The following is a 23314-nucleotide window of genomic DNA, read 5'->3' as shown; positions in this document are numbered from 1 at the left end:
AAGCCCAACTGGCGACGGTGGGAATCCCGCTCCTTTCAGGAGAGGCGAGAAGGTCAAGTCGATCACTCCGCTCGCAAGCAGCAGGGCCCAGACGGCCAGCGGGGGAGCGATCGAGGCGGTCACCGCCAGCCGGTGGGGTGACAACCCGGCGCGGAGCGGACGCAGCGTCGCCGCCGCGACGTACCGGCTCACCGACTGGCCCACCGGCACCAGCGCCGGCGCGGCCGGCCGCGCCCAGAGCCCCGTCATCACTCCGCTCTCAGGACGTCGGAGACCCGCAGCCGGGTCAGCGCCCGGCCCGGCCACACGGCCAGCAGGGCGGCGGTCAGCAGCGCGACCGGGGCGGCGAGCACCAGCGCCCAGAACGCCACCGGCGGCTGGTGGTGGATCGGCCACAGGTCGGTGACCACCCGCCACAACGCCCGGCCGAGCGCGACCCCGAGCGGCACCCCGAACGCCAGCCCGGCGACGGCCAGCACCCCGGCCTGGGTGACGACGATCCGGCGGGCCTGGCGGGGCGTCAGCCCGAGGGCACGCAGCACCGCCACCTCGTGGGTCCGGCGGCGGACGGCCGTGGCCAGCACGTGCCCCACCGCGCCGACGGCCAGCAGCGCCAGGAAGGCGGCCAGCGCGACCGGCAGGACGGCCAGCTCGTCGAGCTCGGCCACTTCGACCGGTGGCGGGGCGGGCCAGGCCGGCAGGCCGGCGGTGGCGAGCGTGGCCGGGTCGGCGCCGGGGCGCAGGCCGATGAGGATCGAGCGGAACTTGTAGCCCGTGCCGAACAGCCGGGCGAAGCCCTCGGAGGTGACCGTGCCGCCCCGGTCGTAGGCGTTGTGCCTGCCGATCGTGGTGAAGCCGACGCCGGTGACCGTGAACGTGGCCGTGCCGGGCTCGCCGGTCAGCGGGATCTCGTCGCCGACGCCGACCCCGAGGTCCCGGGCGGTGCTGAGGGCGAGCGCGATCTCGCCGGGAGCGTCCGGGGGGCGTCCGGACAGCAGGACGAGCGGCAGGTCGCCCCTCGTGTGCAGGGCGACGCGGGTCTGGCCGGTCTCCGCGACGGCGGTCCGGTCGTCGGTCACACCGGTCACCCTCGGGTCGGCGCGCAGGGCCGCCAGCGCGGCCGACGGGTCGACGGCCGCGCCGTCGCCGCCGAGGAAGATCTCCGCCTGGTGGGTCTGCCCGAACCGCTCGGGGTGGGAACCGGCGTCGGTGACCCCGGCGTGGAAGGTGAACGCCGCCAGCACTCCCAGCACCCCGACCACGGAGCCGAGCAGCGCGGGCCGGGTGGGCACCCCCGGCCCGCGCTCCAGCGCGAACCGGGCCCCGGTCACGACGGCGGGCGGCAGGTCGGCCCGCGCGGCGGCGGTCGCGAGCACGCTGGGCCGGCCCTCCCTCACCTGGCGCGGCGACAGCGCCCACCAGGCCGGGAACGCCGCCGCCAGCCCGGTCAGCAGCACGGCCAGCAGCGCGCCGGGCACGAGCAGCGCCCAGTCGGCGTCGAGGCCGGGGGCGGGTTCGAGGAACGCGGCCGCGCCGATCGGCAGCAGCGGCGACAGCGCGACCGCGCCGGCCACTCCGAGCAGCGCGCCGGCCGACGCGGCGAGCACCGGCCCGGCCGCGGCCGCCGTCACTCCCTGGCGGCGGGTCAGCCCGAGCGGGCGCAACACCGCCAGCGCGCCGGCCGAGGCGGCGGCGTGCCGGGAGATCGTCTGGCCGAGGAGCACCGCCGAGGCGGCGAAGAGCGCCACCCCGAACGCCAGGAGCGACATCGCCTCGAACCGGGTCAGCTCCCGCTGGTGGTCGACGAACTGGCGCATGTCCCAGACGTCGATGTCGGTCCGCCCGGTCGCGCCCGCGAGCTGCCGGGTGAACTCGGGCAGCGGCGCCCGCAGGCGGAGCATGGCGTTGTAGAAGGCGACGTCCCGCCCGCCCGCGAGGTTGTGCTCGTGGGCCCGGAAGAACGCGGGGGAGGGGAAGACGTCGCCGGTCGGCCTCTCGATCGAGTCGGAGAACCAGCCCGACCTGATCACGCCGGTGATCGTGGTCACCAGCCGAGGGCCGGTCGGGGTCAGCCGGTCCCACAGGGTCGGGTCGCCGATGCCGCGGTCGACCTCCTCGGGCGTGAACAACCGGATGGTGACGGTGTCGCCGACGCCCTTGCCCCAGTTCTCGGTGAACGCGGCGGTGACGGCGGCCTCGTCGGCGGCCACGGGCAGCCGGCCCGCGAGCACCACCGGCTTCTCGACGGTGTGCCAGATGTCGTCGTCGGCCGGCGGCGGCAGGCTCCCCGTCATGCCGGGCGGGTCCTCGAAGAACCACATGCCGGTCGCCGGGAAGACCGACACCGCCTCCACCGAGGGCAGCGCGCGGATCGTGTCCCAGTCGAAGCCCGGCTCATTCGGCAGCACCATGGCGTCGGCCGGCAGGGTGACCGCGAGCAGCCGGTCGACCACCCCGGCCCCGCGCCGGGCCCCGGCCGCCGCCGCCAGGGTGGCCGTCAGCGCGACCGCGACCAGCAGGGCCAGCACGACCAGCGCCCGCCACCGGGAGCGGGTCTCCAGCCTCAGCCACTGGACGGCGATCATCATTCGGTCCTGAGCACGTGGCCCACCCGCGACCGGGTGGACAGCCGGGCCGGCCAGACGGCCAGCAGGTTCGCGGCCAGCAGCGTGACCGGGCCGATCAGCAGCAGCGCGAGCACCGCCAGCGGCGGGTGGTAGAAGAACGGCATCGTGTCGGCCACCACGCCCCACAGGGCCCGGCCGACGACGAAGCCGAGCGGCACCCCGAACAGCAGCCCGGTCAGCGCCAGCACGGTCGCCTGGGTGAGCACCACGCCGCGGGCCTGGCCGCCGGTCAGGCCGCAGGCGCGCAGCACCGCCATCTCGTGCCCGCGCCGCCGCACGGCGGTGACCAGGGCGTGCGCGACCGCGCCCAGCGCCAGCAGGCCGAGGAACACGGCCAGCGCGATCGGCAGCGGCTCGACGACGCGCATCTGCGCCAGTTGCTCGGGCGGATCGGGTGGGAACAGGCCCTGGCCGGGCGGGAAGCCGGTGTTGACGCGGGCCATGACCTCCAGCGGGTCGGCGCCGTCCTTGACGGTGACCAGGCCGAACATGAACTTGAACTGGCCTGGTGGGAACAGCCGGTCATAGCCGGCGTCGCCGACCACGCCGCCCTCCTCGTAGCCGTTGTGCGGCCCGGCCGGGATGAACCCCAGCCCGGACACGCGGAAGGTCTGCGGGCCGAGCGGCCCGGTCAGGGTGAGGTCGTCGCCGACGCCCACGCCGATGTGCCGGGCGCTGCCGATGGCGAGCATGATCTCCCGGTCGCCCCGGGGCGCGGCGCCCTCCGACAACACGGGCTCCCAGGGGTGGTCGTGGGAGCGCACGCCCCACAGGGTGACCGAGGTGGCGCCCGCCTGCGCGACCCCGATGGTGGCCACGGTCGCGGTGTCCACCTCCGGGTCGGCCGCGACCTGGCCGAGGAGGGCCTCCGGGTCGCCGAAGGACTGGCCGCCGATGCCCAGGAAGGCGGTGAGCTGGAAGTTCTGCCCGTATCTCAGGGGGTTGCTGCCGGCGTCGTCGACGCCGCTGGAGAACATGAACGCCGCGATCACGCCGAGCACCCCGACGACGGCGCTCAGCAGCGCCGGCCGCACCGGCAGCGCGTCGGGACCCCGGCCGCGCTCCAGCGCGAACCTGGCTCCCACCACGACCGGCACCGGCATGCCCAGCCGGGCCGCGGCGGCGACCACGGCCGACCGGTCCTCGCTGCGCCGCCCGGCGCCGGCGGCCCGCAGCGCAAGCCACGTCAGCACGGCCGCGCCCCCCGTCACCAGCAGCACGGTCAGGGCGGCGCCCAGGCCGAGCACCGGCCAGTCGGCGTCGAACCCCGGCGTGGGCTCGACCGCGGACGCCGTGCCCATCGGCGTCCAGCGGGAGGCCACGAGGGCCGCCGCGACCCCGAAGGCCGCACCGGCGAGCGCCGCCAGCAGGGGCAGCAGGGTCGCGGCCCCGATCGCCTGGCGGGGCGTCATCCCGACCGCGCGCAACGTGCGCAGCCGGGCCTCGGCGACCGCCGTGTACCGGGCCACCGACTGGCCGATCAGCACCACGGCCGCGACGAACGCCGCCAGGCCGAAGGCCAGCAGGCAGGCCGACTCGAAGGCGATCAGCCGTGCCAGCCGGTGCTGACTGTCGGAGTTGTCCCAGATGTCGATGTCGCTGCGGCCGGTCAGCGCCGCGAAGCTCTTCTTGAACGCCTCGATCTGGCCGGCGCCCCCGCGCAGCCGTACGAGGGCGTTGACGTACCCCTCCCGATGGGCGCCCAGGAAGTTCGGCTCGTAGCGGCGAACCAGCGCGGGACTGACCATCACTCCGCCCTGGCCGTCGTTGATCGTCCACCACGGCGTGCGGATGACCCCGACGATCGTGGCCTCGACCCGGGGACCGGTGAACGGGACGTCGCCCGCGGTCGGCCCCACCTCCTCGGGCCGCCCCAGCCGCATGGTGACCCGGTCGCCCACGCCGCGCCCGTGGAGCTCGACGAACTTCGGCGACACCACGACCTCGTCGATCCGGCTCCGGTCGAACAACCGCCCGGCCAGCAGCACCGGCACCTCGGTGCCGATGAAGACCTGGTCGTCGCCGGGGGGCATGCCGCCGGCGACGGCGGTGGCCGGATCCTCCAGGGCGAAGCCGCTCACCACGAACGTGCCGACCGCCTCGACTTCGGGCATCGCCCTGACCCGGTCCCAGTCGAAACCCGGATCGTTGGGCAGCACCGTGATCGTGGCCGGCTTGGTGACCACCGCCAGCCGCTCGTACGCCGACAGTCCACGGCGCGCCCCCGCGACCGCCGTCAGGACCGTCGCCAGCGCGAACGCGATCATCAGCGCCAGCACCACGGCCGAACGCCCACGGCGGCGCCACTCCAGGCGCAGCCACATGCCGGTCATGACTCGATCCGGCCGTCGCGCATCCGGATCGACCGCGACGCCCCGGCCGCCACCTCGGCGGCGTGCGTCACCATGATGATCGTCTGCCCGTCTTCGTGCAGCCGGCGGAACAGCTCCAGCACCTCCAGGCCGCCCTCGCTGTCGAGCGCGCCGGTCGGCTCGTCGGCCAGCAGCAGGCTCGGCTGGTTGACCAGCGCCCGCGCGATGGCGAGGCGCTGCCGCTGACCTCCGGAGAGCACGGCCGGGACCTGCTGCAACCTGTCACCCAGTCCCAACAGGTCGAGCAGGTCCCGGGCGCGCGCCTCGGCGGCCCGCCGCTTCATGCCGCCCAGCACGCCGGGCAGCACGAGGTTGTCGAGCGCGGACACTCCGTCGAGGAGGTTGAAGAACTGGAACACGAAGCCGATGTGGTGGCGGCGGAACCGGGCCAGCCAGTCTTCGTCGCGGCCGTCGACGCGTTCCCCGGCGACCTCGACGGTGCCGTCGTCGACGCCGTCGAGCCCGGCGATGACGTTCAGCAGGGTCGACTTGCCGCACCCGGAGGGGCCCATCACGGCGACGAACTCACCCTGCGCGACGTCGACGTCGACGCCCCGCAGGGCGCGTACCGGCGCGAGTTCGGCCTCGAAGGTGCGGCGGGCGCCGCGCACCCGGACGGCGGTGTCGGACATCAGTGTTCCTCCGGGAGGTGGAAGGCCGTGACGGGGGTGGACCGGCCCTTGACGGCGCGGGGTCCGAGCGGGATCCAGGGCAGCCCTTCGGGCAGCGCGTCGAGGGTGCTGGCGGCGGCGACCGTCCCGGCCGGGCGGGCCAGGTCCTGCATCCGGGCCGCCAGATTGACCGTGTCGCCGACCAGCGTGTACTCGACGCGTTCCTCGCTGCCGAGCAGCGCGGCGGCCACCTCGCCCGTGCACAGGCCGATGCCGAGCCGGAACGGGGTCTCCCACTCGTCGTTGAGGCGGCGCTGGCGGGCGTGCATCTGCCGGGCCGCCGCGACCGCCGAGGCGGCGTGGCCGGGGCGCGGGTCGGGGGCGCCGAAGACGGCCATGACGGCGTCCCCGACGTACTGCATGACGGTGCCGCCCTCGCGGAGGATCGCCGCGTTCATGGCCCGGCGGTGGGCGTTGAGCCGCCCGGCCAGCACCGCCGGGTCGGTGTGCTCCGCGATGGCCGAGTAACCGCGCACGTCGCTCATCAGCACGGTCACCGTGAGCCGTTCGGTCCGGTCGAGCCCGTCGCCCAGCAGTCTGTCGGCCAGGCCGCCCGGTAACAGCCGCGAGAGGCGTTCGCCCTGCTCGTCGCGGCGCAGGATCGCGGTGTGCAGCATCCGCAGGCGCTTGAGCGCGCCCTGCCGCCCGGCCGAGGCGCCCCGCGCCAGCTTGAGGAAGAGCTGCTCGACCAGGGCGTTCACCTTCTCGGGGCTGTCGCCGGCCGCCGCCGCGATGGCCTTCACCGACCGCCCCTCCGCGACCTGCCGCAGCAGCGCCTCCTCGGCCGCGCTCAGTTCCGGCGACCGCGCCGGGGAGAGCAGGTCCTGGACGATCTGGGGGTCCACCATCGACCCGCCCGCCGCCACCTCACGGATCGCCCGGCCCAGCAGCCGCGCGTCCGCGATCCGGTCCTTCAGCAGGTACGCGTACCCGTCGGCCCCCTCCGACAGCAGCTTCACCGCGTAGTCGGGGTCGTCGTACTGGCTCAGCACCACGACGCCGGTGCCCGGGAGGCGCCCCCGTACCTCCCGGGCGGCGTCGATGCCCTCGTCCTGGAAGGTCGGGGGCATCCGGATGTCGGTCACGAGCACCTGAGGGCGCAGCTCCTCGGCGCGCGCGACCAGTTCGTCGTAGTCGGCGGCCACGCCGACCACCTCAAGGGCCTGATCCCGGGCCAGCAGCGCGCGCACGCCCTCGCGGACGATCAGGTTGTCGTCGGCGAGCAGCACGGTGATGCGGTCCACGCTGTAAATGTCCCTTCCGCGGGTGGCGGGGAACAGAGGGTTAGCCCTCCTGCACCCGGATGGACATCCCCCTGTGTCTCCCGGCCCCCGATTCCTAGCGTCGGATACGACCAGAGGAGGCCGACATGCGCGTCGAGACGCAGGCCACGTCCCTTTCCTGGATCCCCTCGGAGGCGGTCAAGGGGTACACCCGGCCGATGTTCGAGGTCGGGATCTCCCACTACGACGAGCCGCCCCCCGGGCGCGTCGACGATCTGGAGGCGCTGCGCCGCGCCGACCGGTTCCGGTTCGCCAACGTGCTTCGCGTCTGGGCCGATTTCGGCGACGATGGCCGGGTGCTCGCCCACGGCGCCGGAGGAGGCGGGGTGATGGGCTCCACCACGGTCCGCCTGGGCCCGCTCGGCCTCACCCTGGCCGCGATCAGCCTGCCCGACCTGCTCACCGAGACGGTCGGCGACGGTTTCGTCACCGTCACCCGGTCGGCCGGCGGCCGCACCTCGTTGCCGTTCCCGCGCGCCACCGCCGGGGTCCCGCGCTGGCGCTCCCCGCTCGTCTGGACCACGCTCTCGATCACCGTGCGCGCCGACGGGACCTCCGAGGTCACGCTGACGGGGGCCAGCCCGTTCCCGCGCCACTGGGTCTACGACGCCGACGGGCAGCTCATCCTCAAGGCGGGCGTCACCGACTTCCGGGCGTGGGCCGCCCAGCGCGCCACTCCGTGGGGCGCCGAGGACTCCCCGGTCGTCGTCACGGCCGCCGAGACCGCCCTGGAACGCGAACTGTCCCGGCTGATCATGCGGGGCGCCCGCAAGCCGGTCGTCCGCGAGCTCAGGGAGGGCACGGCGCTGGTCCGCCAGGGTGAGCCCGGCGCGTCGCTGTTCCTGCTCCTCGACGGCGTCGTCACCGTCGACGTTGACGGCCGCGAGCTCGGCCGGGTCGGTCCTGGCGCGGTGCTGGGGGAGCGGGCCCTGCTGGAGAACGGCCACCGCACCGCCACGCTGACCGCGCTCACCCCGATCAGGGTGGCCGAGGCCGGCGCCGACACCATCGACCGGGCCGCCCTGGAACACCTGGCCCAGGGCCACCGCCGCGAGGAGTTCGCGTGAGACTGCACTTCCTGGGGGTACGCGGGTCGACGCCCGCGCCCGGCGCCGAGTTCACCCGGTGGGGCGGCCACACCTCGTGCGTGGCCGTGCTCCCCGACGGGTACGCGGCGCCGCCGCTGGTCCTCGACGCGGGGACCGGGATCAGGAACCTCGCGCCGGTCCCCTTCCGGGGGGTGATCGCGCTGTCGCACCTGCACTGGGACCACGTGCAGGGGTTGCCGTTCAGCCGGGCGGTCGACCACCCGGAGGCGTCGGTGGAGCTGATCGTGCCCGGCGCGCAGCCCCTCGCGCTGCTCACCCGGGCCTTCTCGCCGCCGCACTTCCCGATCGAGCCGGGAGGTCTGCGAGGAGCCGTGTCGGTGACCTCTTCCGGCGGGAGCCATGAATATGACGGTTTCGAGCTGATCCAGGCGGAGGTGACCCACAAGGGCGGGATCACGGTCGGGACCCGGGTCGAGTGCGACGGCGTGGCCGTCGTCTACCTGCCCGACCACGCACCCCAGCTCGGCTCGGCGGCGGCCGAGGAGTTGTGCCGGGGCGCCGACCTGATCGTGCACGACGGCCAGTTCCGGCCCGAGGAGCAGGCGCTGGCCGACGACTACGGGCACGCCACGGTCACCGACGCGCTGGCCTTCGCCGAACGCTGCGGCGCGCGGGGGCTGCTGCTGACCCACCACGCGCCCGGCCGCACCGACGACCAGCTCGACGCCGTCGCCAAGGAGTGGCCCGACGTGCGGTTCGCCCGCGAAGGCGACGTCGTGACCGTCTAGATCTTGTGGCCGACCTCGTTCTCGTAGGCGGTGAGCTGCTGCTCCAGCGCCTTCATCAGCTCGAAGACCTGCGCCGGGGGAATGCGCACCCGGCTCACGATCCGCGTGGGGACGCTGATGTACTGCTGGCCGTCGCCGTTGTCGGCCAGGCCGGGCGGGCGGGTGATCACCGCGAAGTCGAGCACGAACCCGTCCTGGGTATGCCAGACGGAGGCGAAGTTGGCGTACTGGCCGGCCTCCACTTCGGGGGTGATGCTCACTTCGAGTCGGCTCTCGGGCTCGTTGGTCAAATCCTCATCCCTCCGGGTCGCCTCCATGGTGCCCTGTCGGGGGAGCGTTCCCGCGTCCGACACGTCCTGTTCATTTGAGGATCGACGGAAGCGGCTGGGCGCCGCGCGTCGCGAGCATCTCTTTCATCAGGTCGATCTCGGCGGTCTGGCCGTCGACGATGTGCTGGGCGATGTTCCGGACCTCCGGACGTTCGGCCAGCTCCACCGCGCCCTTGGCCATCTCGACGCCGCCCTCGTGGTGGCGGATCATCAGCTGCAGGAACAGCACCTCGGCCGCCTGCCCCTTCGCGTCGGCGAGCCGCTTCATCTCCTCGGCGGTGGCCATTCCGGGCATCACGCCGGGTGTCACCCCGGCCGCCGCCGCGTGGCCGTGCCCCGCCATCCACGTCATCGGCTTCACGCTGGAGGCCTGCGACAGGTCCCACTGCTGCAGCCAGCCGATGAACATTCCACGCTGTGCCGACTGCGTCGTGATGATGTCGTAGGCCAGCGTGCGCACCTTGTCGTCGGTGCTCTCGTCGCGCACCGCGAACGCCATCTCGACCGCCTGCGCGTGGTGAACCCCCATGTCACGGGCGAAGCCGGCCTCGGGAGACAGGTCGCCGGGGGTGCCCGGCCGGGCCAGGTTGACCAGCAGCAGGACGATCGCGACGACCACGACGACGGCCGCGGCGACCGGGAGCAGAAGCGAACGGGGGTTCTTCATCGCCCTCAGATTACTTCCCGCCGGGACGCGATGGGCCAAACGGCTATCTATACCCACTATTCTCCTTGTCCATATGTGACCGCGTGATGGAGGGTCGATGACCAAGGAGAAAGCGCAGGCACGGCGTGACCGCATCGCCCAGATGAGGGCGCAGCAGCGGGCCAAGGAACGGCGGGCCGCTGTCCTCATGTGGGGTATCGGCGGCCTGGTCATCCTGCTTCTCGTCGGAAGCGTCGCCTTCTACATCATCCGTCAGGAGATGGACAAGTCGGAGGCCGAGAAGGCCGCGCTCGCCGCTCAGGAGGAGATGCTGCCCAAGGTCAAGGACTTCGCGTACAAGGGCGCCGGCCACGTCAACACGAAGGTCGCCTACAAGGAGACCCCGCCGGCCGGCGGCGAGCACAACCCGGCCTGGCAGACCTGCGGCATCTACGAGCAGCCGATCAACAACGAGAACGCGGTCCACTCGATGGAGCACGGCGCGGTCTGGATCACCTACCAGCCCGACCTGCCGGCCGCCGAGGTCGACAAGCTGAAGGCGCTGGCGGGTGAGCCCTACATGCTGCTCAGCCCCTACCCCGGCCTCCCGTCGAAGATCGTCGCCTCGTCGTGGAACCACCAGATCCAGCTCGACAGCGCCTCGTCTCCCGACCTGAACGCCTTCATCCTCAAGTTCCGCCAGGGCGAGGACACCCCCGAGCTCGGCGCGAGCTGCGACGGCGGCGAGACCCGCTCCGCGGCCGACGCCCCGCTGCCCCCCGCCGGCTCCCAGCCGGCCCCGCAGCCGTCGGGCGCGCCGTCCATGTCGACGGACGCGCCCGCCCAGTAACAACCGGACGGCCCGTGCGCCCGATCCCTGAGGAAGATTCAGGGCGCGAGACACGGTCAGCCTTCGGCCGACCGTGTCTCGCTTGGGCCACGGGCCGTCCCACGTAGATAGGCTCTGCGGGCGATGTCAGGGATTGAGGCCGGGATGCAGAACACCCCCGTTGCGGAAGAGCCGGGTCCGCCGCAGCCGCCGCAGGCGACCAAGGGCGCCACGATCGCCCTCAGCGTCGCGCTGGTGTTCGTGGTGATCATGTCCGGGGTGCTCGGCACCGTCGCGGTGCTGATGACCAACAACCAGGACTCGCCGCCGCTGACCCAGCCGGTCGTGACCAAGCTCGCGGTGCCCATCCACTTCGCGCCCGTCGAGGCGTCGGGCACGGCCCCCTGCCCGGCCGAGACCGAGGCCGTCCTCGACGACGCCGGCACCACCTGCTACCAGCTCGAACCGGGCGTGACGCTGACGTCGGTGCAGAAGCTGGAGACCTTCACCGAGTCCGACGGCAGCTACTCGATCCGCGTGGTCCTGGCCCCCGACAACCGGGCCCAGATCGAAGACCTGACCCGCGACACCGTGAAGCGCCTGCTGGCGATCGTGGTCGGCGACAAGGTCGTCTCCACCCCGCGTGTGGCCCAGGAGATCACCCAGGACAGCCTGAGCATCGTCGGCGGCTTCACCAAGGACGAGGCCGACGCCTTCCTCGCCCGCCTGAAGGGCACCGGCGCCCCGCCCGCCCAGCCGCCCGCGAACCAGCCCACGAGCGACCCGGCCGCCACGGGCCAGCCCGGCGTGACCGACCCGAACCAGCAGCCGGGCGTGACCGACCCCAACCAGCAGCCCGGCGGCACCACCCAGCAGCCCTCCGCGAACAACCAGGGCGGCACGACCTCCCAGCGCTACCCGACCTGCGCGGCGGCCATCGCGGCCGCGGCCGGCCCTTACACGAAGGGCATCCACCCGGAATACGAGTGGTACATCGACGTCGACAACGACGGGGTCGCATGCGACCCCGACGACCTGTCCTGATCCCGGTCGTGTACGACCTGAGCGACGCCTCAGGCGACCATCGCAGAGGGTAACGCGGCGATCGCGGGAGACTCGAACACTCGGCCGGATATTTCGCTTATGCCGGGCCCCTGCACAGGGTGGGATCGACACGCGTGACAGGGGTCCCGTCGGCGCCGTGATGGCTGGTTATACCGGGACGCTGCTCAGGGTGATGTCGGCGGGTGGGATCGACACCTGTGGCAAGGGTCTCGTCGCTGCCGTGATGGCCGGTTATGCCGGGACGGTGCTCAGGGCGATGTCGTCGGGCCTGATCGGCACCCTCGGCAGCGGGAGGCCCGTCGCGGCTCGGACCGCCGCCGCGATGGCCGGGGTCGACGACAACGTCGGGGGTTCGCCCGCTCCCCGCAGCCCGTAGGGCGCGTGCGGGTCGGGGTTCTCCAGGATCGACAACTTCATCGGCGGCATGTCGAGGATGGTCGGGATCAGGTAGTCGGTGAACGACGGGTTGAGCACCTTCCCGTCGCGGACCTGGATCTCCTCCATCAGCGCCAGGCCGAGACCCTGGGCCGTCCCGCCGTGGATCTGGCCTTCCAGAGCGAGCGGGTTGAGGATCTTCCCGACGTCCTGGACGGCGGCCAGTTCGACCACCTTGATCAGGCCGAGCTCCACGTCGACGTCCACCACCGCCCGGTGCACGCACAACGCCAGCTGCGTGTGCGAGTCGCCCTGGCCGGTCAGCGGGTCCATCGGGAAGGTCCGGCGGTGCCGGTATTCGCGGGTCTCCTCGATCGGACCCTCGGCGGCCAGCACCTCGGCCACGCTCCGGCCGCCGGCCGTCAGCGCGTCGAGACGTTCCTTCACCGCCAGGCTCGCGGCGCGGACCGCACCCCCGGTGACGTAGGACTGCCGGGAGGCCGACGACGATCCGGCCGAGCCGACGGTGGTGTCGGCGGGCACGATGGTGACCCGGTCGATGCCCAGTTCGGTCTGGGCGATCTGGGTCTTGACCATGATGAGGCCTTGCCCGACCTCGGCCGCCGCGGTGTGCACGAGCACGTGCGGCTCGTCGCCGAGCAGTTCCACCCGCACCCGGGCGGTCGAGTAGTCGTCGAAGCCCTCGGAGAAGCAGATGTTCTTGATCCCGACGCCGTAGCCGACACCGCGCCTGACCCCCTCGCCGTGGGTGGTCTGCGCCACGCCGCCGGGGAGTTCCCGCAGGTCCGCCGACGACGGGCCGGGAAGTGGCATGGCCTCCAGCTCCCGCAGCATGTCGGCCAGCGGCGCGGGGGTGTCGATCACCTGGCCGGTGGCCAGCAGCGACCCCTGCGAGACCGCGTTGCGGATCCGGATCTCGACCGGCGACAGACCGCACGCCTCGGCCAGCCGGTCCATCTGCGACTCGTAGGCGTAACAGGCCTGGACCGCCCCGAACCCGCGCATCGCCCCGCAGGGCGGGTTGTTGGTGTAGGTCCCGTAGGCGTCGATGAAGACGTTCGGCACCTCATAGGGCCCGACCCCGAGCGAGGCTGCGTTCCCGACCACGGCGGGCGAGCTGGAGGTGTACGCGCCCCCGTCGAGCACGATCTCCGCCTTGACGTAGACGAGTCTCCCGTCGCGGGTCGCGCCGTGCTCGTAGCGCATCCAGGCCGGGTGGCGGTGGACGTGCCCGAAGAACGACTCCTCGCGGCCGTACACGAACTTGACCGGCTTGCCGGTGCGCAGGGCCAGCATCGAGGCGTGGATCTGCATCGACAGGTCCTCGCGCGCGCCGAACGCGCCGCCGACGCCCGCCAGCGTGAGGCGGACCTTGTCCTTCGGGAGGTTCAGGCAGGGCGCGATCTGGTCCTGGTCGACGTGGAGCCACTGGGTGGCGATGTAGAGGTCGACGCCGCCGTCCTCGGCCGGGACCGCGAGGCCCGACTCGGGGCCGAGGAAGGCCTGGTCCTGCATGCCGACCTCGTACTCGCCGGTGACGACCACGTCGGCGGTGAAGGTCGAGCCCACTCTGACGGGCTGGTGCCTGACCAGGTTCCCGTGCACGCTGACCTGCGGGCACTCCGGGTCGAAGGCGGCCCGGCGCGGGTCGGTGACGGCCTCGCGGGCCTCGTACACGACCTCGATCAGATCGGCCGCCCGGCGGGCCGTCTCCGGATGGTCGGCGGCCACCAGCGCCACCGGTTCCCCCTGGTAGCGGACCTGGTCGATGGCGAGGACGGGCTGGTCCTTGTGTTCGAGGCCGTAGAACTTCTCGCCGGGGACGTCCTCGTGGGTCAGCACGGCGTACACGCCCGGGACCTTCAGGGCGGGACCCACGTCGATCGACCTGATCCACGCCGAGGGGTGGGGGCTGCGCAGCGTCGCGCCCCAGAGCATGCCGTCGAGCCACAGGTCGGAGGAGTAGGCGAACTCTCCGGTGACCTTCAGCGTGCCGTCGGGGCGGAGCAGGCTCTGCCCGATTCCCTGGCCGATTCCCTGGGTGCGTCCGGTGGCGATGCTCATAGACGCCCAGTAGACCAACCTTTTGTTTCCGGACCTATCGGCTGACCCATGAAACGCCGGGGCCGTAGAGGGCGGCGCTTGTAGATTCGTCCAAATAAGGTGGGTCTTGTGCAGATAAGTGAGCTGCTGGCCCACGAGACGCTGCGGCTCATCCTGCTGACCGGGGAGCCGGTCGGTGAGATCACCGGCGTCGTGGTGACCGACCTGCCCCGGCCGGGCCGCTATCTGACCGGCGGCGAACTGGTGCTCACCGGCATGATGTGGCGGCACCGGCCGTCCGACTCCGAGATCTTCGTCGACCATCTCGTCGAGGCCGGCGTCACCGCCCTCGCCGCCGGAGACGCCCGGCTGGGCCACGTGCCCGACGACCTCGTGGACGCCTGCCGCGACCGCGGCCTGGCCCTGATCGAGGTGCCGATCGAGGTGTCGTTCGGCGCGGTCATCGACGTGGTCGACCGCCGCATGGCCGGGGAACAGCGCCTGGCCCTCGGCCGCCACCGCCGCATCTTCGCCGCCGTGGCCGAGGGCGCCGGGCTCCCGGAACTCTTCCGGATGGCCCACGACGAACTCGGCGTCACCGGCGGCGTCGTCTCCTCGACCGGGCGGGTGATCGCCGGGGAGGTCCCCGACGCCTCCCGGATGGCCGCCGAGTTCCTCCGCGCCGTCCGCCTCCCGCACGTCACCGCCGACCCCCGCACGATCTTCACCGTCGACCGCAGCCCCCGCGTGGCAGGGTGGGCGCTGGTCCTGGACGGCGACGTGAACCCCGAGATCGGCTACGAGCTGGCCGCGTGCGCAGCCCTCGAACGCACCCGCATGGAAGAGGGCCGCCGGGTCGAACGGCGGCTGCTGGAGCAGCTCATCGGCCTGGCCGGCAGCGCCGACCTGCCGGAGTTGTCGGCCAGGATGCGCACCTGCGGCCTCGACGTGGCGGCGCCGTTCGCGATCGTCGCCTGCACCGCCCTCCGGGCCGGCGCCTCCGACGGCCCGGACGCCGCGACCCTGGGCGGGCTGGTCCTGGAGGAGATGCTCGACCGCTCGGTCGTCGCCGTGGCCGCCGCCGACACCGGACTGGCCGTGGTGCCCCTGCCCGGCTCCGTCGAGGAGCTGACCGGCCGGTTGACGGCGCGGCTGTCGGTCGTGGACACCCCCGGGGTCCGCCTCTCGCTCGGCGTCAGCGCCGCCCTGACCGGTCCGGCGGCGATCCGGGGCGGGATCGAGGAGGCCGGGTACGCCCGGCGGATGGCCGAGGCCCGCGACGGCGGCCTGGTGACCAGCGACGAGATCTACACCCACGCATTGTTGCTGGCTACGGTGCCCGACGACATCCGGCGGGGGTTCGCTTCACGGCTGCTCGACCCGCTGTTCGGGTATGACCGGCGGCATCAGGCCGACCTGGTGCGGACCCTGTCGACTTTCCTCGACTGTGCAGGCTCGTGGAACGTCTGCGCGGAGCGGTTGCACGTGCACGTGAACACGGTGCGCTATCGCATCCGGCGGGTGGAGGAGTTGACGGGGCGGAATCTGACCACGATGGCCGACCGTGTGGATTTGTATTTGGCCCTCCGTGCCTCCTGATCGCACCTGGCCGTCAGCGGAAACAGTCGGGTGAGGCACGCGCGCCTTTTGTGAACCGACGCGGCAGAACTCCGTCTCGATGGCGCGGTCGCCGAATCCACTGGTGAAAAGGGTCACCGGAGCACGTGAGTCGTGGGCGCCCGGCGAAATCGACGGAATTGACAGACCGGCTTTTCCGGCCATTCTCTCGGTGAATCGATTCACTCACGCACGGGGGGATATTCGGAATCGACCCTTGCGCGGCTTTCCGATGAATCACCCTCGTGCGCCGATAGAGCTCGCGACGGCGCCCGATGGAAGGTCCGGCGCCTCATTGATCATCTGCCCTCCCTTCGCCCGAGGGCTTCGCAATCGGCCCTGAGTGTCGATCGGGACAGAACGGTCTTCAAGGGAGGTTCCTCGCGTCGGGGATGCTCCCTTTCATCTGCACGTGCATCTGGAGTCACCGCAGTCACTCGGCACCCACGAGGTCAGTACTGTCCGATGTGTCTCTCACCGTGCCTTTGGAGGCTGTCGACCTGCGACGCGAGTAATTGAGGTGGCTTCAGTGGCCGCCCGGCCGGATGGTTGCCGGGACTCCGGTTTACGGAGATCGCATTCCGTGATGCTGTGCAAGCGCTCGGTGATGACCGCAGGTGAAATAGAAAGAATCGCGGCACTGGCCAGTGCCGCGATTCCGAGTACATGCTGTGGCCGGGGGGATCCGCTCCCGGTGCCTGGGAGTGGGTGGGGGAGGCTCACATGGGGTTCACGCTAGGAAATTTCCCTTGACTTTCCTGACTCACGTAACGAGTCAGCAGCATTCCAGGCTGTAAGGGCGCAAGGGGGACGAAGCGGCGCTGGCGGCCGTAGCATTGATCCCTGCGGCGGTGGTAACCGCAACTAGGGTCGTAAGAGCAAGCATGATCAGGCGGCGTCGCACGGTGGGGCTCCCGTCGGGTCTAGAGGTTCTTGCATTTTTCCAGGGGGTGCTGGTGACCGGTCAAGATCTAGTGGGTCAGCGCATCAAGACCATCCGCCGACAGCGGGGGCTCTCTCAAGCGCAACTCGCACATCCTGAGCTGTCCGACAGCTATGTTTCCCTAATTGAGAGCGGTAAGCGTACCCCTACTCCGGCAGTTCTGGAGCTCCTAGCTCAAAAACTCGACTGTTCTCTCACTTATCTGGTCAACGGCGTCACCGCCGAACAGATGGAAGAGATCGAGGTCGGCCTGCGATTCGCGCGGCTGGCGCTGGAGAACGGCGAGGCCCAGGAGGCCCGCCGCCGCTACACCGAGCTCCTCACCGACACCAGCCTCACCGGCCTGGCCCAGCTCCGCCAGGAGGCCGAATACGGCTGCGCCCTGGCGACCGAGGCGTGCGGCGACCGGGCCGAGGCGATCCGGCTCCTCAAGGGGCTGCGCGCCGACACCGAGCGGCCGATGTCGGTCGAGTGGCAGGTGGCCGTCGCGGTCGCGCTCTGCCGCTGCTACCGCGACGAGGGCGAGCTCGGCGAGGCCGTGCGCGTGGGTGAGGCGCTGCTCGGCGGGAACTCCCGCCCCGCCTGGACCGACGCCCTGATCGAGCTGGGCTCGACCCTGCTCTCGGTCTACCGCACCCGCGGCGACCTGCTGCGCGCCCGCCACTTCGCCTCCGAGCTGCTGTCGGCCGCCGAACTTCTGGGCACCCCCCGCGCCATCGTGGCCGCCTCGTGGAACGCGGCGTTCGTCGCCCAGGAGACCGGCCGGGGCGAAGAGGGCATGAGCCTGCTGGAGCGGGCCATGGCCATCCAGTCCGAGAACGGCGGCGACCCCCGCAACCTGGCCCGCCTCCGCGTGGCCTACGCGACCATGATCGTCCGTACCCGCGCCACCGACGTCGAGGTGGGCCGCGACCTGCTCCTGCGCGCCCTGCGCGAGCTCGGCGAGTCGTCGGCCTCCGTGCTCGACAAGGCCCGCTGCAACATCGAGCTGGCCCGCGCCGAACTGGCCCTGGGCCACCCGCGCGAGGCCGTCCAGTACGCCCGCGTCGCCGACGAGGCGCTGCGCGAGTCGGGCGGGGAACACTGGGCCGACGCCAACCTCGTCCAGGGCCAGGCACTTCTGCTCCTGCACGAGGACGAAGAGGCCGCCGTGGCGCTGGGCAACGCCAACGAGTCGTTCGACCCGGCCCCGATGCGCCGCAGGGCCCAGAGCTGGATGACCGTGGCCGAGGCCTACGACCGCCTCCACGACCACGACCAGAGCATCCTCGCCGCCCAGAAGGCCCTGGCCTGCGTCGGCCTGTGACCCCGGCGAGGCCGGTGGTCCCCGCGGCCCGGGAACGGGCTCGCGGTGAGACCACCGGCTCGCGTCGGTAGCCTTAGGGCGCCATGAAGAGTTCACCGATCGTCGCCGTTCTGGCCGTCGTCGCGGCCCTTCTGCTGCCCGCCGCGCCGGCCGCCGCGCACACCTCTCTGCGGAGCAGTGATCCCGCCGAGAACGCGCAGGTCACCGCGTTGCCTAAGGTGACGCTCGAGTTCAGCGAGTCGGTGCGGTTCCCGGCCGTCGTGCTGACCGGGCCCGACGGCGAGCGTTACGAGAACGGGAAGCCGCGGGTCGACGGGCGCAAGATCGTCCAGGACGTCGGTCCTCCGTCGGCGCTGCCCCCGGGGGCCTACACGATCGCCTACCGCGTCGTCTCCCGTGACGGGCACCCCGTCGAGGGGGAGATCCCGTTCACCTACGAGCCGGCCCAGCCGGGCGCGCCGAGCCAGCCGGCTCAGCCGGTGGTGCAGGCCGCCGCCGCGCCCACTCCGAGCGCCACCGCGAACCCCGTCGCGCCCGAGGAGAGCAGGCAGATCCCCGCCTGGGTCTGGATCGTGGTCTTCGGGATCGCCGGCATCGGGATCGGCATGGCCTTCAGTATGCGTAAGAAGCCATAATGGCCGGAATGTCCGATGGGAAGGCCGCCCGGATGAACCGTACGGTCCGGCTCGCGATCGCGGGCGGGTGTGCCGCCGCCGGGGCGCTGGTGGTCGGCATGGTGGCGGGGGGCGCGGCCACGCCGCGGGTCATCCCGGGGCTGCCCGACGAGGGCACGCTCACCCGGTGGATGGTCCCGGTCTCCAAGCTCGGCATGGACGTCGCCGGGCTGGTCACCGTCGGGCTCCTCCTCATGGCCGCCGCGCTGCTGCCCTCCGACAAGGGGCTGCTCGGAAAGACGGCCCTCGGTTACGCCAAGGCGGCCAGCTGGTCGGCCCTGGTCTGGGGCGGCGCGGCGGCGCTCAACCTCGTCTTCGGGTTGTCGCAGTCGCTCGGCCAGCCGGTCGGCGTCGTGCTCGACGGCAATCAGCTGACCAGCTACGCCGGGCAGACGCCGCAGGGCATCGCACTGACGCTCGTCGTGCTCTTCTCCGTCTCGATCGCGCTGTTCGCGCGGGGGGCCATCACCGTCGGCGCGGCCGGCGGGCTGCTGGTGTTCTCGCTGGCCACGCTGCTGCCGCCGGCGCTGACCGGACACTCCTCCAGCGCGCCCAACCACGGGCTGGCGACCACGTCGGTCGCCTTCCACCTGCTCTTCCTGGCCCTGTGGGTCGGCGGGCTCGGGCTGCTCTGCTACCACGCCCTGCGTGGGTATGACCGGCTCTCGCTGGCCGCCGACCGGTTCTCCCGCATGGCGTTCTGGTGCTTCGTCGGGGTCGGCCTGTCGGGGCTGGCGTCGGTCGCGGCCCGGCTCGCGTCGGTGTCGGATCTGTTCACCTCCGCCTACGGGGTGATCCTGCTCCTCAAGATCGTCGCCTATGGCGTGCTGGGCGGCGTCGGCTGGTGGCACCGCAAGCGCACCCTGCCCGACCTGGCCGCCGGCAAGCCGGGGGCGTTCGTCAGGCTGGCGCTGGGCGAGGTCATGCTCATGGCCGGCACCGTCGGCATCGCGGTGGCGCTGGCGCAGACCGCGCCGCCGCCGGTCGAGACGCTGCCGACCGACCGGGCGTTCGACCTGCTCGGCTACGTCATGCCGCCGCCGATCTCGTTCACCAACCTGCTCACGCTCTGGTGGTTCGACCTCTTCTTCGCCGTGATCGCGGCGGTCCTCGGGGGCCTGTACGTCGCCGGGGTCGTCCGCCTCGTCCGCCGCGGCGACAAGTGGCCGGTCGGGCGGTCGATCGCGTGGGGCCTGGGCATCCTGATCCTCGTCCTGACCACCCAGAGCGGCGTGGCCCGCTACGCGCCGGTGCTGTTCAGCGTCCACATGACCGAGCACATGGTGCTCTCGATGCTGGTGCCGATCTTCCTGGTGCTGGGCGCCCCGGTGACGCTGGCGCTCCGGGCGCTGAAGCCCGCCGCGCGACGGGGCGACCGGGGGCCGCGTGAGTGGATCACCGTCGTCCTGCACAGCCGGGTCGCCAAGTTCGTCGCCCACCCGGCCATCGCGACCGCCCTGTTCGTCGTGTCGACGTACGCGCTCTACTTCACGCCGCTGTTCGAGTCCGCCATGGAGGAGCACCTCGGGCACATCGCCATGTCGCTGCACTTCCTGCTGGTCGGCACCCTGTTCTTCTGGGTGATCGTCGGGGTCGACCCGGCGCCGAACCAACTGCCCTACTTCGGCCGCCTGCTGCTGCTGTTCGTCACGATGCCGTTCCACGCGTTCTTCGCGATGGCGATCATGAGCATGGGCAGCGTCCTGGCCGCCGACTGGTACGAGCAGCTCGGCCGGACGTGGGGCGCGTCGTCGTTGTCCGACCAGAACACCGGCGGGGCCATCGCCTGGGGCTTCGGCGAGATCCCGACATTGATCGTGCTCATCGCGCTGGCCATCCAGTGGTGGCGGGCCGACGAGCGGGTGGCCCGCCGCCAGGACCGCAAGGCCGACCTGGTCGCGGCCCGGACGGGCGGCACCGGTGACACCGAGCTCGACGCCTACAACGACTATCTGGCAAAGCTCAACAAGCGTGACCAAAAGCGGTAACGGGCATCATCTTCTGGGTTCGGCAAACCCTAAGCAAACGGCAACCGTTCCTTGAGCCTCACCCGTTAGCGTCGCCGGTGAAGATCAGGGGAGTTGGAGAGCTTTGTCCGAGGAACTGCGGCTGCGTGAGGGCACCGGGCTGAAGCCCGCCCTTGAGGAATACCTGGGCGACTGGTCGGCCCGGACCGGCATCGCGGTCGAGACGTGGGCGCTGCCCGACGCGCCGCTGCCGTCCGCCGTCGTGCGGGGGGTCTACGCCGTGGTGACCGAGGCGCTCGCGAACGTCGAACGCCACAGCGGCGCCCGCCACGTCGCCATCGCCGTCACGGTCGGCGACACGGGCCTGCGCATGACCGTCAGCGACGAGGGCGTCGGCTTCTCCGAGGGCACCACCGGCCGGGGACTGGCCGCCATGAAGGCCGGTTTCGTCGAGATCGGCGGCACCCTGTCGATCAACAGCGTCTTGGGCTCCGGCACGACGCTGAGCGGCGTCGTGCCGAAGCGGGCGCTCAGGGGAGCGTGAGGATCTCCACGCCCGAGTCGGTGACCAGCACCGTGTGCTCGAACTGGGCAGTGCGCCTGCCGTCTTTCGTCACGGCCGTCCAGCCGTCGGACCAGATCTCGTAGTCGATCGTGCCGAGCGTCAGCATCGGCTCGATCGTGAACGTCATGCCCGGCACCAGGGTCACCGCGAGCGACGGGTCGTCGTAGTGGGGGACGATCAGGCCGCTGTGGAAGGACTCGGCGATGCCGTGGCCGGTGAAGTCGCGCACCACGCCGTAGCCGAAGCGCTTGGCGTAGGCCTCGATGACCCGGCCGACGATGTTGAGCTGCCGGCCCGGGGCGACGGCCTTGATCGCGCGGTTGGTGGCCTCGCGGGTGCGCTCGACGAGCAGCCGCGACTCCTCGTCGACGTCGCCGCAGAGGAAGGTCGCGTCGGTGTCGCCGTGGACGCCGCCGATGAAGGCGGTGATGTCGACGTTGACGATGTCGCCGTCGTTGAGGACCGTGTCGTCGGGGATGCCGTGGCAGATGACCTCGTTGATCGACGTGCAGAGCGACTTGGGGTAGCCGCGGTAGCCGAGCGTCGAGGGGTAGGCGTCGTGGTCGAGCAGGAACTCGTGGCCGATCCGGTCGAGCTCGTCGGTCGTCACGCCCGGCGCGACGTGCTTGCCGACCTCTTCGAGGGCCTGGGCGGCGATGCGCCCGGCGACCCGCATCTTCTCGATCGTCTCGGGGGTCTGCACGTCTGACGCGCCGCGTTTCGGCTCCTTCTTCCCCACGTATTCCGGACGCTCGATGTGCGCGGGAACCTTGCGGGTGGGCGAGATCCGCCCGGGCCGGAGCAGTGTCGTCATGCGCGCAAGTCTATGTGCGCGCGGAAGGGGCAAGATGGCCGTTGTGAGCGAGCAAACTGGACACTGGTGGTTCTGTCTCAAGCACATGCGCGTCGAGGGCGACCAGGGGTGCCCCAACAAGGACCGCATGGGGCCCTACGACACCGAGGCCGAGGCGGCCAACGCGCTGGCGACGGCCTCGGCCCGCAACAAGGCCTGGAAGGACCAGGACAAGGACTGGGACGACGACTAGATCGGCGGCGCGGGATCGTTCTCGAAGCCGGCTTTCCGTTACGGCTCCGCCTGCCCCGGCCCCGGCCGCCGTCCATCCGCGGCACCGTACCCGGCGCTCCCCGGCCGCGCCGCGTCGTCGCCGCGACGGCCGATCCCGCACGTTAGGTGTGGGCGTACGGGGAATGGAAGGTCAGACCACCGCGTAGGCCCGGACCGGGAAGGTGCCCATCCCCGCCACCAGGGGCGGGGCCGCGTGGAAGCGGAAGCCCGACGCCGGGAGCGCGCCCAGGTTGGTGAGGTGCTCGACGATCGGGATGCCCGCGCCGAGCAGGGTCGTGTGGGCCGGGCGCTCGCCCTTCGGGGGAGTGGCGTCGATGTTGAACGAGTCGATGCCGACCAGGGCCGCGCCGCCCGCCACGAGGGCCGCCGAGGTCTCGGCGGTGAGGTGGGGGTGCCCGGTGAAGTAGGCGTCGGTGCCCCAGTTGGCGTCCCAGCCGGTGTGGAAGAGGACGGCCTTGCCCGCGACGTCGAGGTCGCCGGGCAGGTCGACGCCCTTCACGACCACGCCGTCGAGGTCGGCCAGCTTCTCCAGCGGCAGCCCCGACAGGTCGGCGCCGTCGGCGAAGCGGTGGTTGGGGCTGTCGAGGTAGGTGCCGGTGTTGGCGGCCATGGTGATCGTGCCGATGAAGAACTCGGTGCCCTCGGCGTAGAGGTCGCGGGAGGCCTCCCGGCTCAGGTGCACGCCCATGACCGGCGCGGGGATGCCCGGGTAGGTGATCATCCCTTCGACGATGCGGTGGCTCAGTTCGATGAGGCTCATGACTTCCGTGCCGCCTTCCGTGCGATGAACCGGCTGAGGGTGAGGACGCCGATGGCGCTCCACACGATGTTGAGGATCGCCGACGGCCAGGCGCCGTGATACCCGCTGTTGACGGCCAGGGCGGCCGCGCCGCCGAGGTTGATGGCCTGGTAGGCGAGGCTGTCGCCGGACATCTTGGACGCCGAGACGAGGCCGTAGGCGATGAGCAGGGCGATCGCGCCGAGTGTGCCGATCGCAGTGATGAACGTTGACATTTGCCCCTCATGTTCGCGGTATGTCCATTTGAAGGGCAAGTGA

At 71.8% G+C, this 23314-nt stretch carries 20 protein-coding genes; 10 read left to right on the top strand and 10 right to left on the bottom strand.

The window, feature by feature from the left end; translation table 11 throughout:
* Positions 1 to 248: 248 nt before the first annotated feature.
* The 4 genes from GT755_RS14650 to GT755_RS14635 are packed head-to-tail and all read right to left on the bottom strand — an operon-like array spanning position 249 to position 6914.
* Complete coding sequence (locus GT755_RS14650; RefSeq protein WP_161480270.1) at positions 249 to 2585, bottom strand: FtsX-like permease family protein; 2337 nt, start codon at positions 2583 to 2585, stop codon at positions 249 to 251.
* Positions 2585 to 4960 (bottom strand): ABC transporter permease, encoded by a 2376-nt coding sequence (locus tag GT755_RS14645; RefSeq protein WP_161480269.1) that lies wholly within the window; start codon positions 4958 to 4960, stop codon positions 2585 to 2587. Before GT755_RS14645 ends, GT755_RS14650 begins: the two co-directional genes overlap by 1 nt.
* Positions 4957 to 5631: an ABC transporter ATP-binding protein gene (locus tag GT755_RS14640; protein WP_161480268.1), complete on the bottom strand. Its 675-nt coding sequence runs from the start codon at positions 5629 to 5631 to the stop codon at positions 4957 to 4959. The genes GT755_RS14645 and GT755_RS14640 overlap by 4 nt, the downstream gene beginning before the upstream one ends.
* A complete protein-coding gene (locus GT755_RS14635) occupies positions 5631 to 6914 on the bottom strand; it encodes an adenylate/guanylate cyclase domain-containing protein (RefSeq protein ID WP_202610036.1) in 1284 nt (427 codons plus the stop codon). Before GT755_RS14635 ends, GT755_RS14640 begins: the two co-directional genes overlap by 1 nt.
* A 125-nt stretch (positions 6915 to 7039) precedes the next feature.
* Between GT755_RS14635 and GT755_RS14630 the strand changes: the two genes are divergently transcribed.
* Both GT755_RS14630 and GT755_RS14625 read left to right on the top strand, forming a co-directional pair.
* Positions 7040 to 8020, top strand: a complete 981-nt coding sequence (locus tag GT755_RS14630) for a cyclic nucleotide-binding domain-containing protein (RefSeq protein WP_161480267.1) — start codon at positions 7040 to 7042, stop codon at positions 8018 to 8020.
* The gene (locus GT755_RS14625; RefSeq protein WP_161480266.1) at positions 8017 to 8790 is read left to right on the top strand and encodes an MBL fold metallo-hydrolase; all 774 of its coding nucleotides are present in this window, start codon (positions 8017 to 8019) and stop codon (positions 8788 to 8790) included. The genes GT755_RS14630 and GT755_RS14625 overlap by 4 nt, the downstream gene beginning before the upstream one ends.
* On the opposite strand, the gene GT755_RS14620 is transcribed toward GT755_RS14625, so the two are convergent.
* Together GT755_RS14620 and GT755_RS14615 are read right to left on the bottom strand one after the other, a co-directional pair.
* Positions 8787 to 9080, bottom strand: a complete 294-nt coding sequence (locus tag GT755_RS14620; RefSeq protein WP_030450588.1) for a DUF3467 domain-containing protein — start codon at positions 9078 to 9080, stop codon at positions 8787 to 8789. The genes GT755_RS14625 and GT755_RS14620 overlap by 4 nt on opposite strands.
* A 70-nt stretch (positions 9081 to 9150) precedes the next feature.
* Positions 9151 to 9786: a DUF305 domain-containing protein gene (locus GT755_RS14615; RefSeq protein ID WP_161480265.1), complete on the bottom strand. Its 636-nt coding sequence runs from the start codon at positions 9784 to 9786 to the stop codon at positions 9151 to 9153.
* A 97-nt stretch (positions 9787 to 9883) separates the two neighbouring features.
* On the opposite strand from GT755_RS14615, the gene GT755_RS14610 reads away from it, so the two are divergent.
* Both GT755_RS14610 and GT755_RS14605 read left to right on the top strand, forming a co-directional pair.
* Positions 9884 to 10615, top strand: coding sequence for a DUF3105 domain-containing protein (locus tag GT755_RS14610; protein ID WP_161480264.1), 732 nt, complete (start codon positions 9884 to 9886; stop codon positions 10613 to 10615).
* 123 nt (positions 10616 to 10738) lie between these two features.
* Positions 10739 to 11638: an excalibur calcium-binding domain-containing protein gene (locus GT755_RS14605; protein ID WP_161480263.1), complete on the top strand. Its 900-nt coding sequence runs from the start codon at positions 10739 to 10741 to the stop codon at positions 11636 to 11638.
* A 252-nt stretch (positions 11639 to 11890) separates the two neighbouring features.
* On the opposite strand, the gene GT755_RS14600 is transcribed toward GT755_RS14605, so the two are convergent.
* On the bottom strand, positions 11891 to 14119 hold the full coding sequence (locus GT755_RS14600) for a molybdopterin cofactor-binding domain-containing protein (RefSeq protein WP_161480262.1): 2229 nt from the start codon (positions 14117 to 14119) through the stop codon (positions 11891 to 11893).
* Positions 14120 to 14227: 108 nt separating this feature from the next.
* Between GT755_RS14600 and GT755_RS14595 the strand changes: the two genes are divergently transcribed.
* The 5 genes from GT755_RS14595 (at position 14228) to GT755_RS14575 (ending at position 21149) form a co-directional block, all read left to right on the top strand.
* A complete protein-coding gene (locus GT755_RS14595) occupies positions 14228 to 15697 on the top strand; it encodes a PucR family transcriptional regulator (RefSeq protein ID WP_161480261.1) in 1470 nt (489 codons plus the stop codon).
* 923 nt (positions 15698 to 16620) lie between these two features.
* Positions 16621 to 17964, top strand: coding sequence for a helix-turn-helix domain-containing protein (locus GT755_RS14590; protein ID WP_328794381.1), 1344 nt, complete (start codon positions 16621 to 16623; stop codon positions 17962 to 17964).
* 83 nt (positions 17965 to 18047) lie between these two features.
* Positions 18048 to 18599, top strand: a complete 552-nt coding sequence (locus tag GT755_RS14585) for a copper resistance CopC family protein (protein ID WP_161480259.1) — start codon at positions 18048 to 18050, stop codon at positions 18597 to 18599.
* An 8-nt stretch (positions 18600 to 18607) separates the two neighbouring features.
* A complete protein-coding gene (locus GT755_RS14580) occupies positions 18608 to 20626 on the top strand; it encodes a cytochrome c oxidase assembly protein (protein ID WP_235966684.1) in 2019 nt (672 codons plus the stop codon).
* A 103-nt stretch (positions 20627 to 20729) separates the two neighbouring features.
* Positions 20730 to 21149 carry a sensor histidine kinase gene (locus tag GT755_RS14575; protein ID WP_030450579.1) on the top strand — a complete coding sequence of 140 codons (420 nt, stop codon included), beginning with the start codon at positions 20730 to 20732 and terminating at the stop codon, positions 21147 to 21149.
* Here the strand turns inward: GT755_RS14575 and map are convergent.
* Complete coding sequence (gene map / locus GT755_RS14570; protein WP_161480258.1) at positions 21136 to 21984, bottom strand: type I methionyl aminopeptidase; 849 nt, start codon at positions 21982 to 21984, stop codon at positions 21136 to 21138. The two genes, GT755_RS14575 and map, sit on opposite strands and share 14 nt — an antisense overlap.
* A gap of 43 nt (positions 21985 to 22027) precedes the next feature.
* Between map and GT755_RS14565 the strand changes: the two genes are divergently transcribed.
* Entirely contained in the window at positions 22028 to 22216 is a 189-nt protein-coding gene (locus GT755_RS14565; RefSeq protein WP_235966816.1) for a hypothetical protein, read from the top strand.
* Between the two features lie 171 nt (positions 22217 to 22387).
* Here GT755_RS14565 and GT755_RS14560 read toward each other — a convergent pair whose 3' ends face one another.
* Positions 22388 to 23017, bottom strand: a complete 630-nt coding sequence (locus tag GT755_RS14560) for a cyclase family protein (protein WP_161480256.1) — start codon at positions 23015 to 23017, stop codon at positions 22388 to 22390.
* Positions 23014 to 23271 (bottom strand): CBU_0592 family membrane protein, encoded by a 258-nt coding sequence (locus tag GT755_RS14555; RefSeq protein WP_161480255.1) that lies wholly within the window; start codon positions 23269 to 23271, stop codon positions 23014 to 23016. The genes GT755_RS14560 and GT755_RS14555 overlap by 4 nt, the downstream gene beginning before the upstream one ends.
* Positions 23272 to 23314 lie beyond the last annotated feature (43 nt).

The sequence above is a fragment of the Herbidospora solisilvae genome (genome assembly GCF_009901565.1).
Classification (GTDB): Bacteria; Actinomycetota; Actinomycetes; order Streptosporangiales; family Streptosporangiaceae; genus Herbidospora; species Herbidospora solisilvae.
The sequence above is the reverse complement of the archived record's forward strand: the minus strand, read 5'-3'. Positions and strand labels throughout refer to the sequence as shown.

Excerpts from the sequence above, each read along its gene's own strand:
- GT755_RS14560 (WP_161480256.1), bottom strand. The coding sequence starts at position 23,017 with ATGAGCCTCATCGAACTGAGCCACCGCATCGTCGAAGGGATGATCACC.
- GT755_RS14630 (WP_161480267.1), top strand. The coding sequence starts at position 7,040 with ATGCGCGTCGAGACGCAGGCCACGTCCCTTTCCTGGATCCCCTCGGAG.
- GT755_RS14615 (WP_161480265.1), bottom strand. The coding sequence starts at position 9,786 with ATGAAGAACCCCCGTTCGCTTCTGCTCCCGGTCGCCGCGGCCGTCGTC.
- GT755_RS14640 (WP_161480268.1), bottom strand. The coding sequence starts at position 5,631 with ATGTCCGACACCGCCGTCCGGGTGCGCGGCGCCCGCCGCACCTTCGAG.
- GT755_RS14555 (WP_161480255.1), bottom strand. The coding sequence starts at position 23,271 with ATGTCAACGTTCATCACTGCGATCGGCACACTCGGCGCGATCGCCCTG.
- GT755_RS14585 (WP_161480259.1), top strand. The coding sequence starts at position 18,048 with ATGAAGAGTTCACCGATCGTCGCCGTTCTGGCCGTCGTCGCGGCCCTT.
- map (WP_161480258.1), bottom strand. The coding sequence starts at position 21,984 with ATGACGACACTGCTCCGGCCCGGGCGGATCTCGCCCACCCGCAAGGTT.
- GT755_RS14610 (WP_161480264.1), top strand. The coding sequence starts at position 9,884 with ATGACCAAGGAGAAAGCGCAGGCACGGCGTGACCGCATCGCCCAGATG.
- GT755_RS14605 (WP_161480263.1), top strand. The coding sequence starts at position 10,739 with ATGTCAGGGATTGAGGCCGGGATGCAGAACACCCCCGTTGCGGAAGAG.
- GT755_RS14645 (WP_161480269.1), bottom strand. The coding sequence starts at position 4,960 with ATGACCGGCATGTGGCTGCGCCTGGAGTGGCGCCGCCGTGGGCGTTCG.
- GT755_RS14580 (WP_235966684.1), top strand. The coding sequence starts at position 18,608 with ATGTCCGATGGGAAGGCCGCCCGGATGAACCGTACGGTCCGGCTCGCG.
- GT755_RS14650 (WP_161480270.1), bottom strand. The coding sequence starts at position 2,585 with ATGATCGCCGTCCAGTGGCTGAGGCTGGAGACCCGCTCCCGGTGGCGG.
- GT755_RS14600 (WP_161480262.1), bottom strand. The coding sequence starts at position 14,119 with ATGAGCATCGCCACCGGACGCACCCAGGGAATCGGCCAGGGAATCGGG.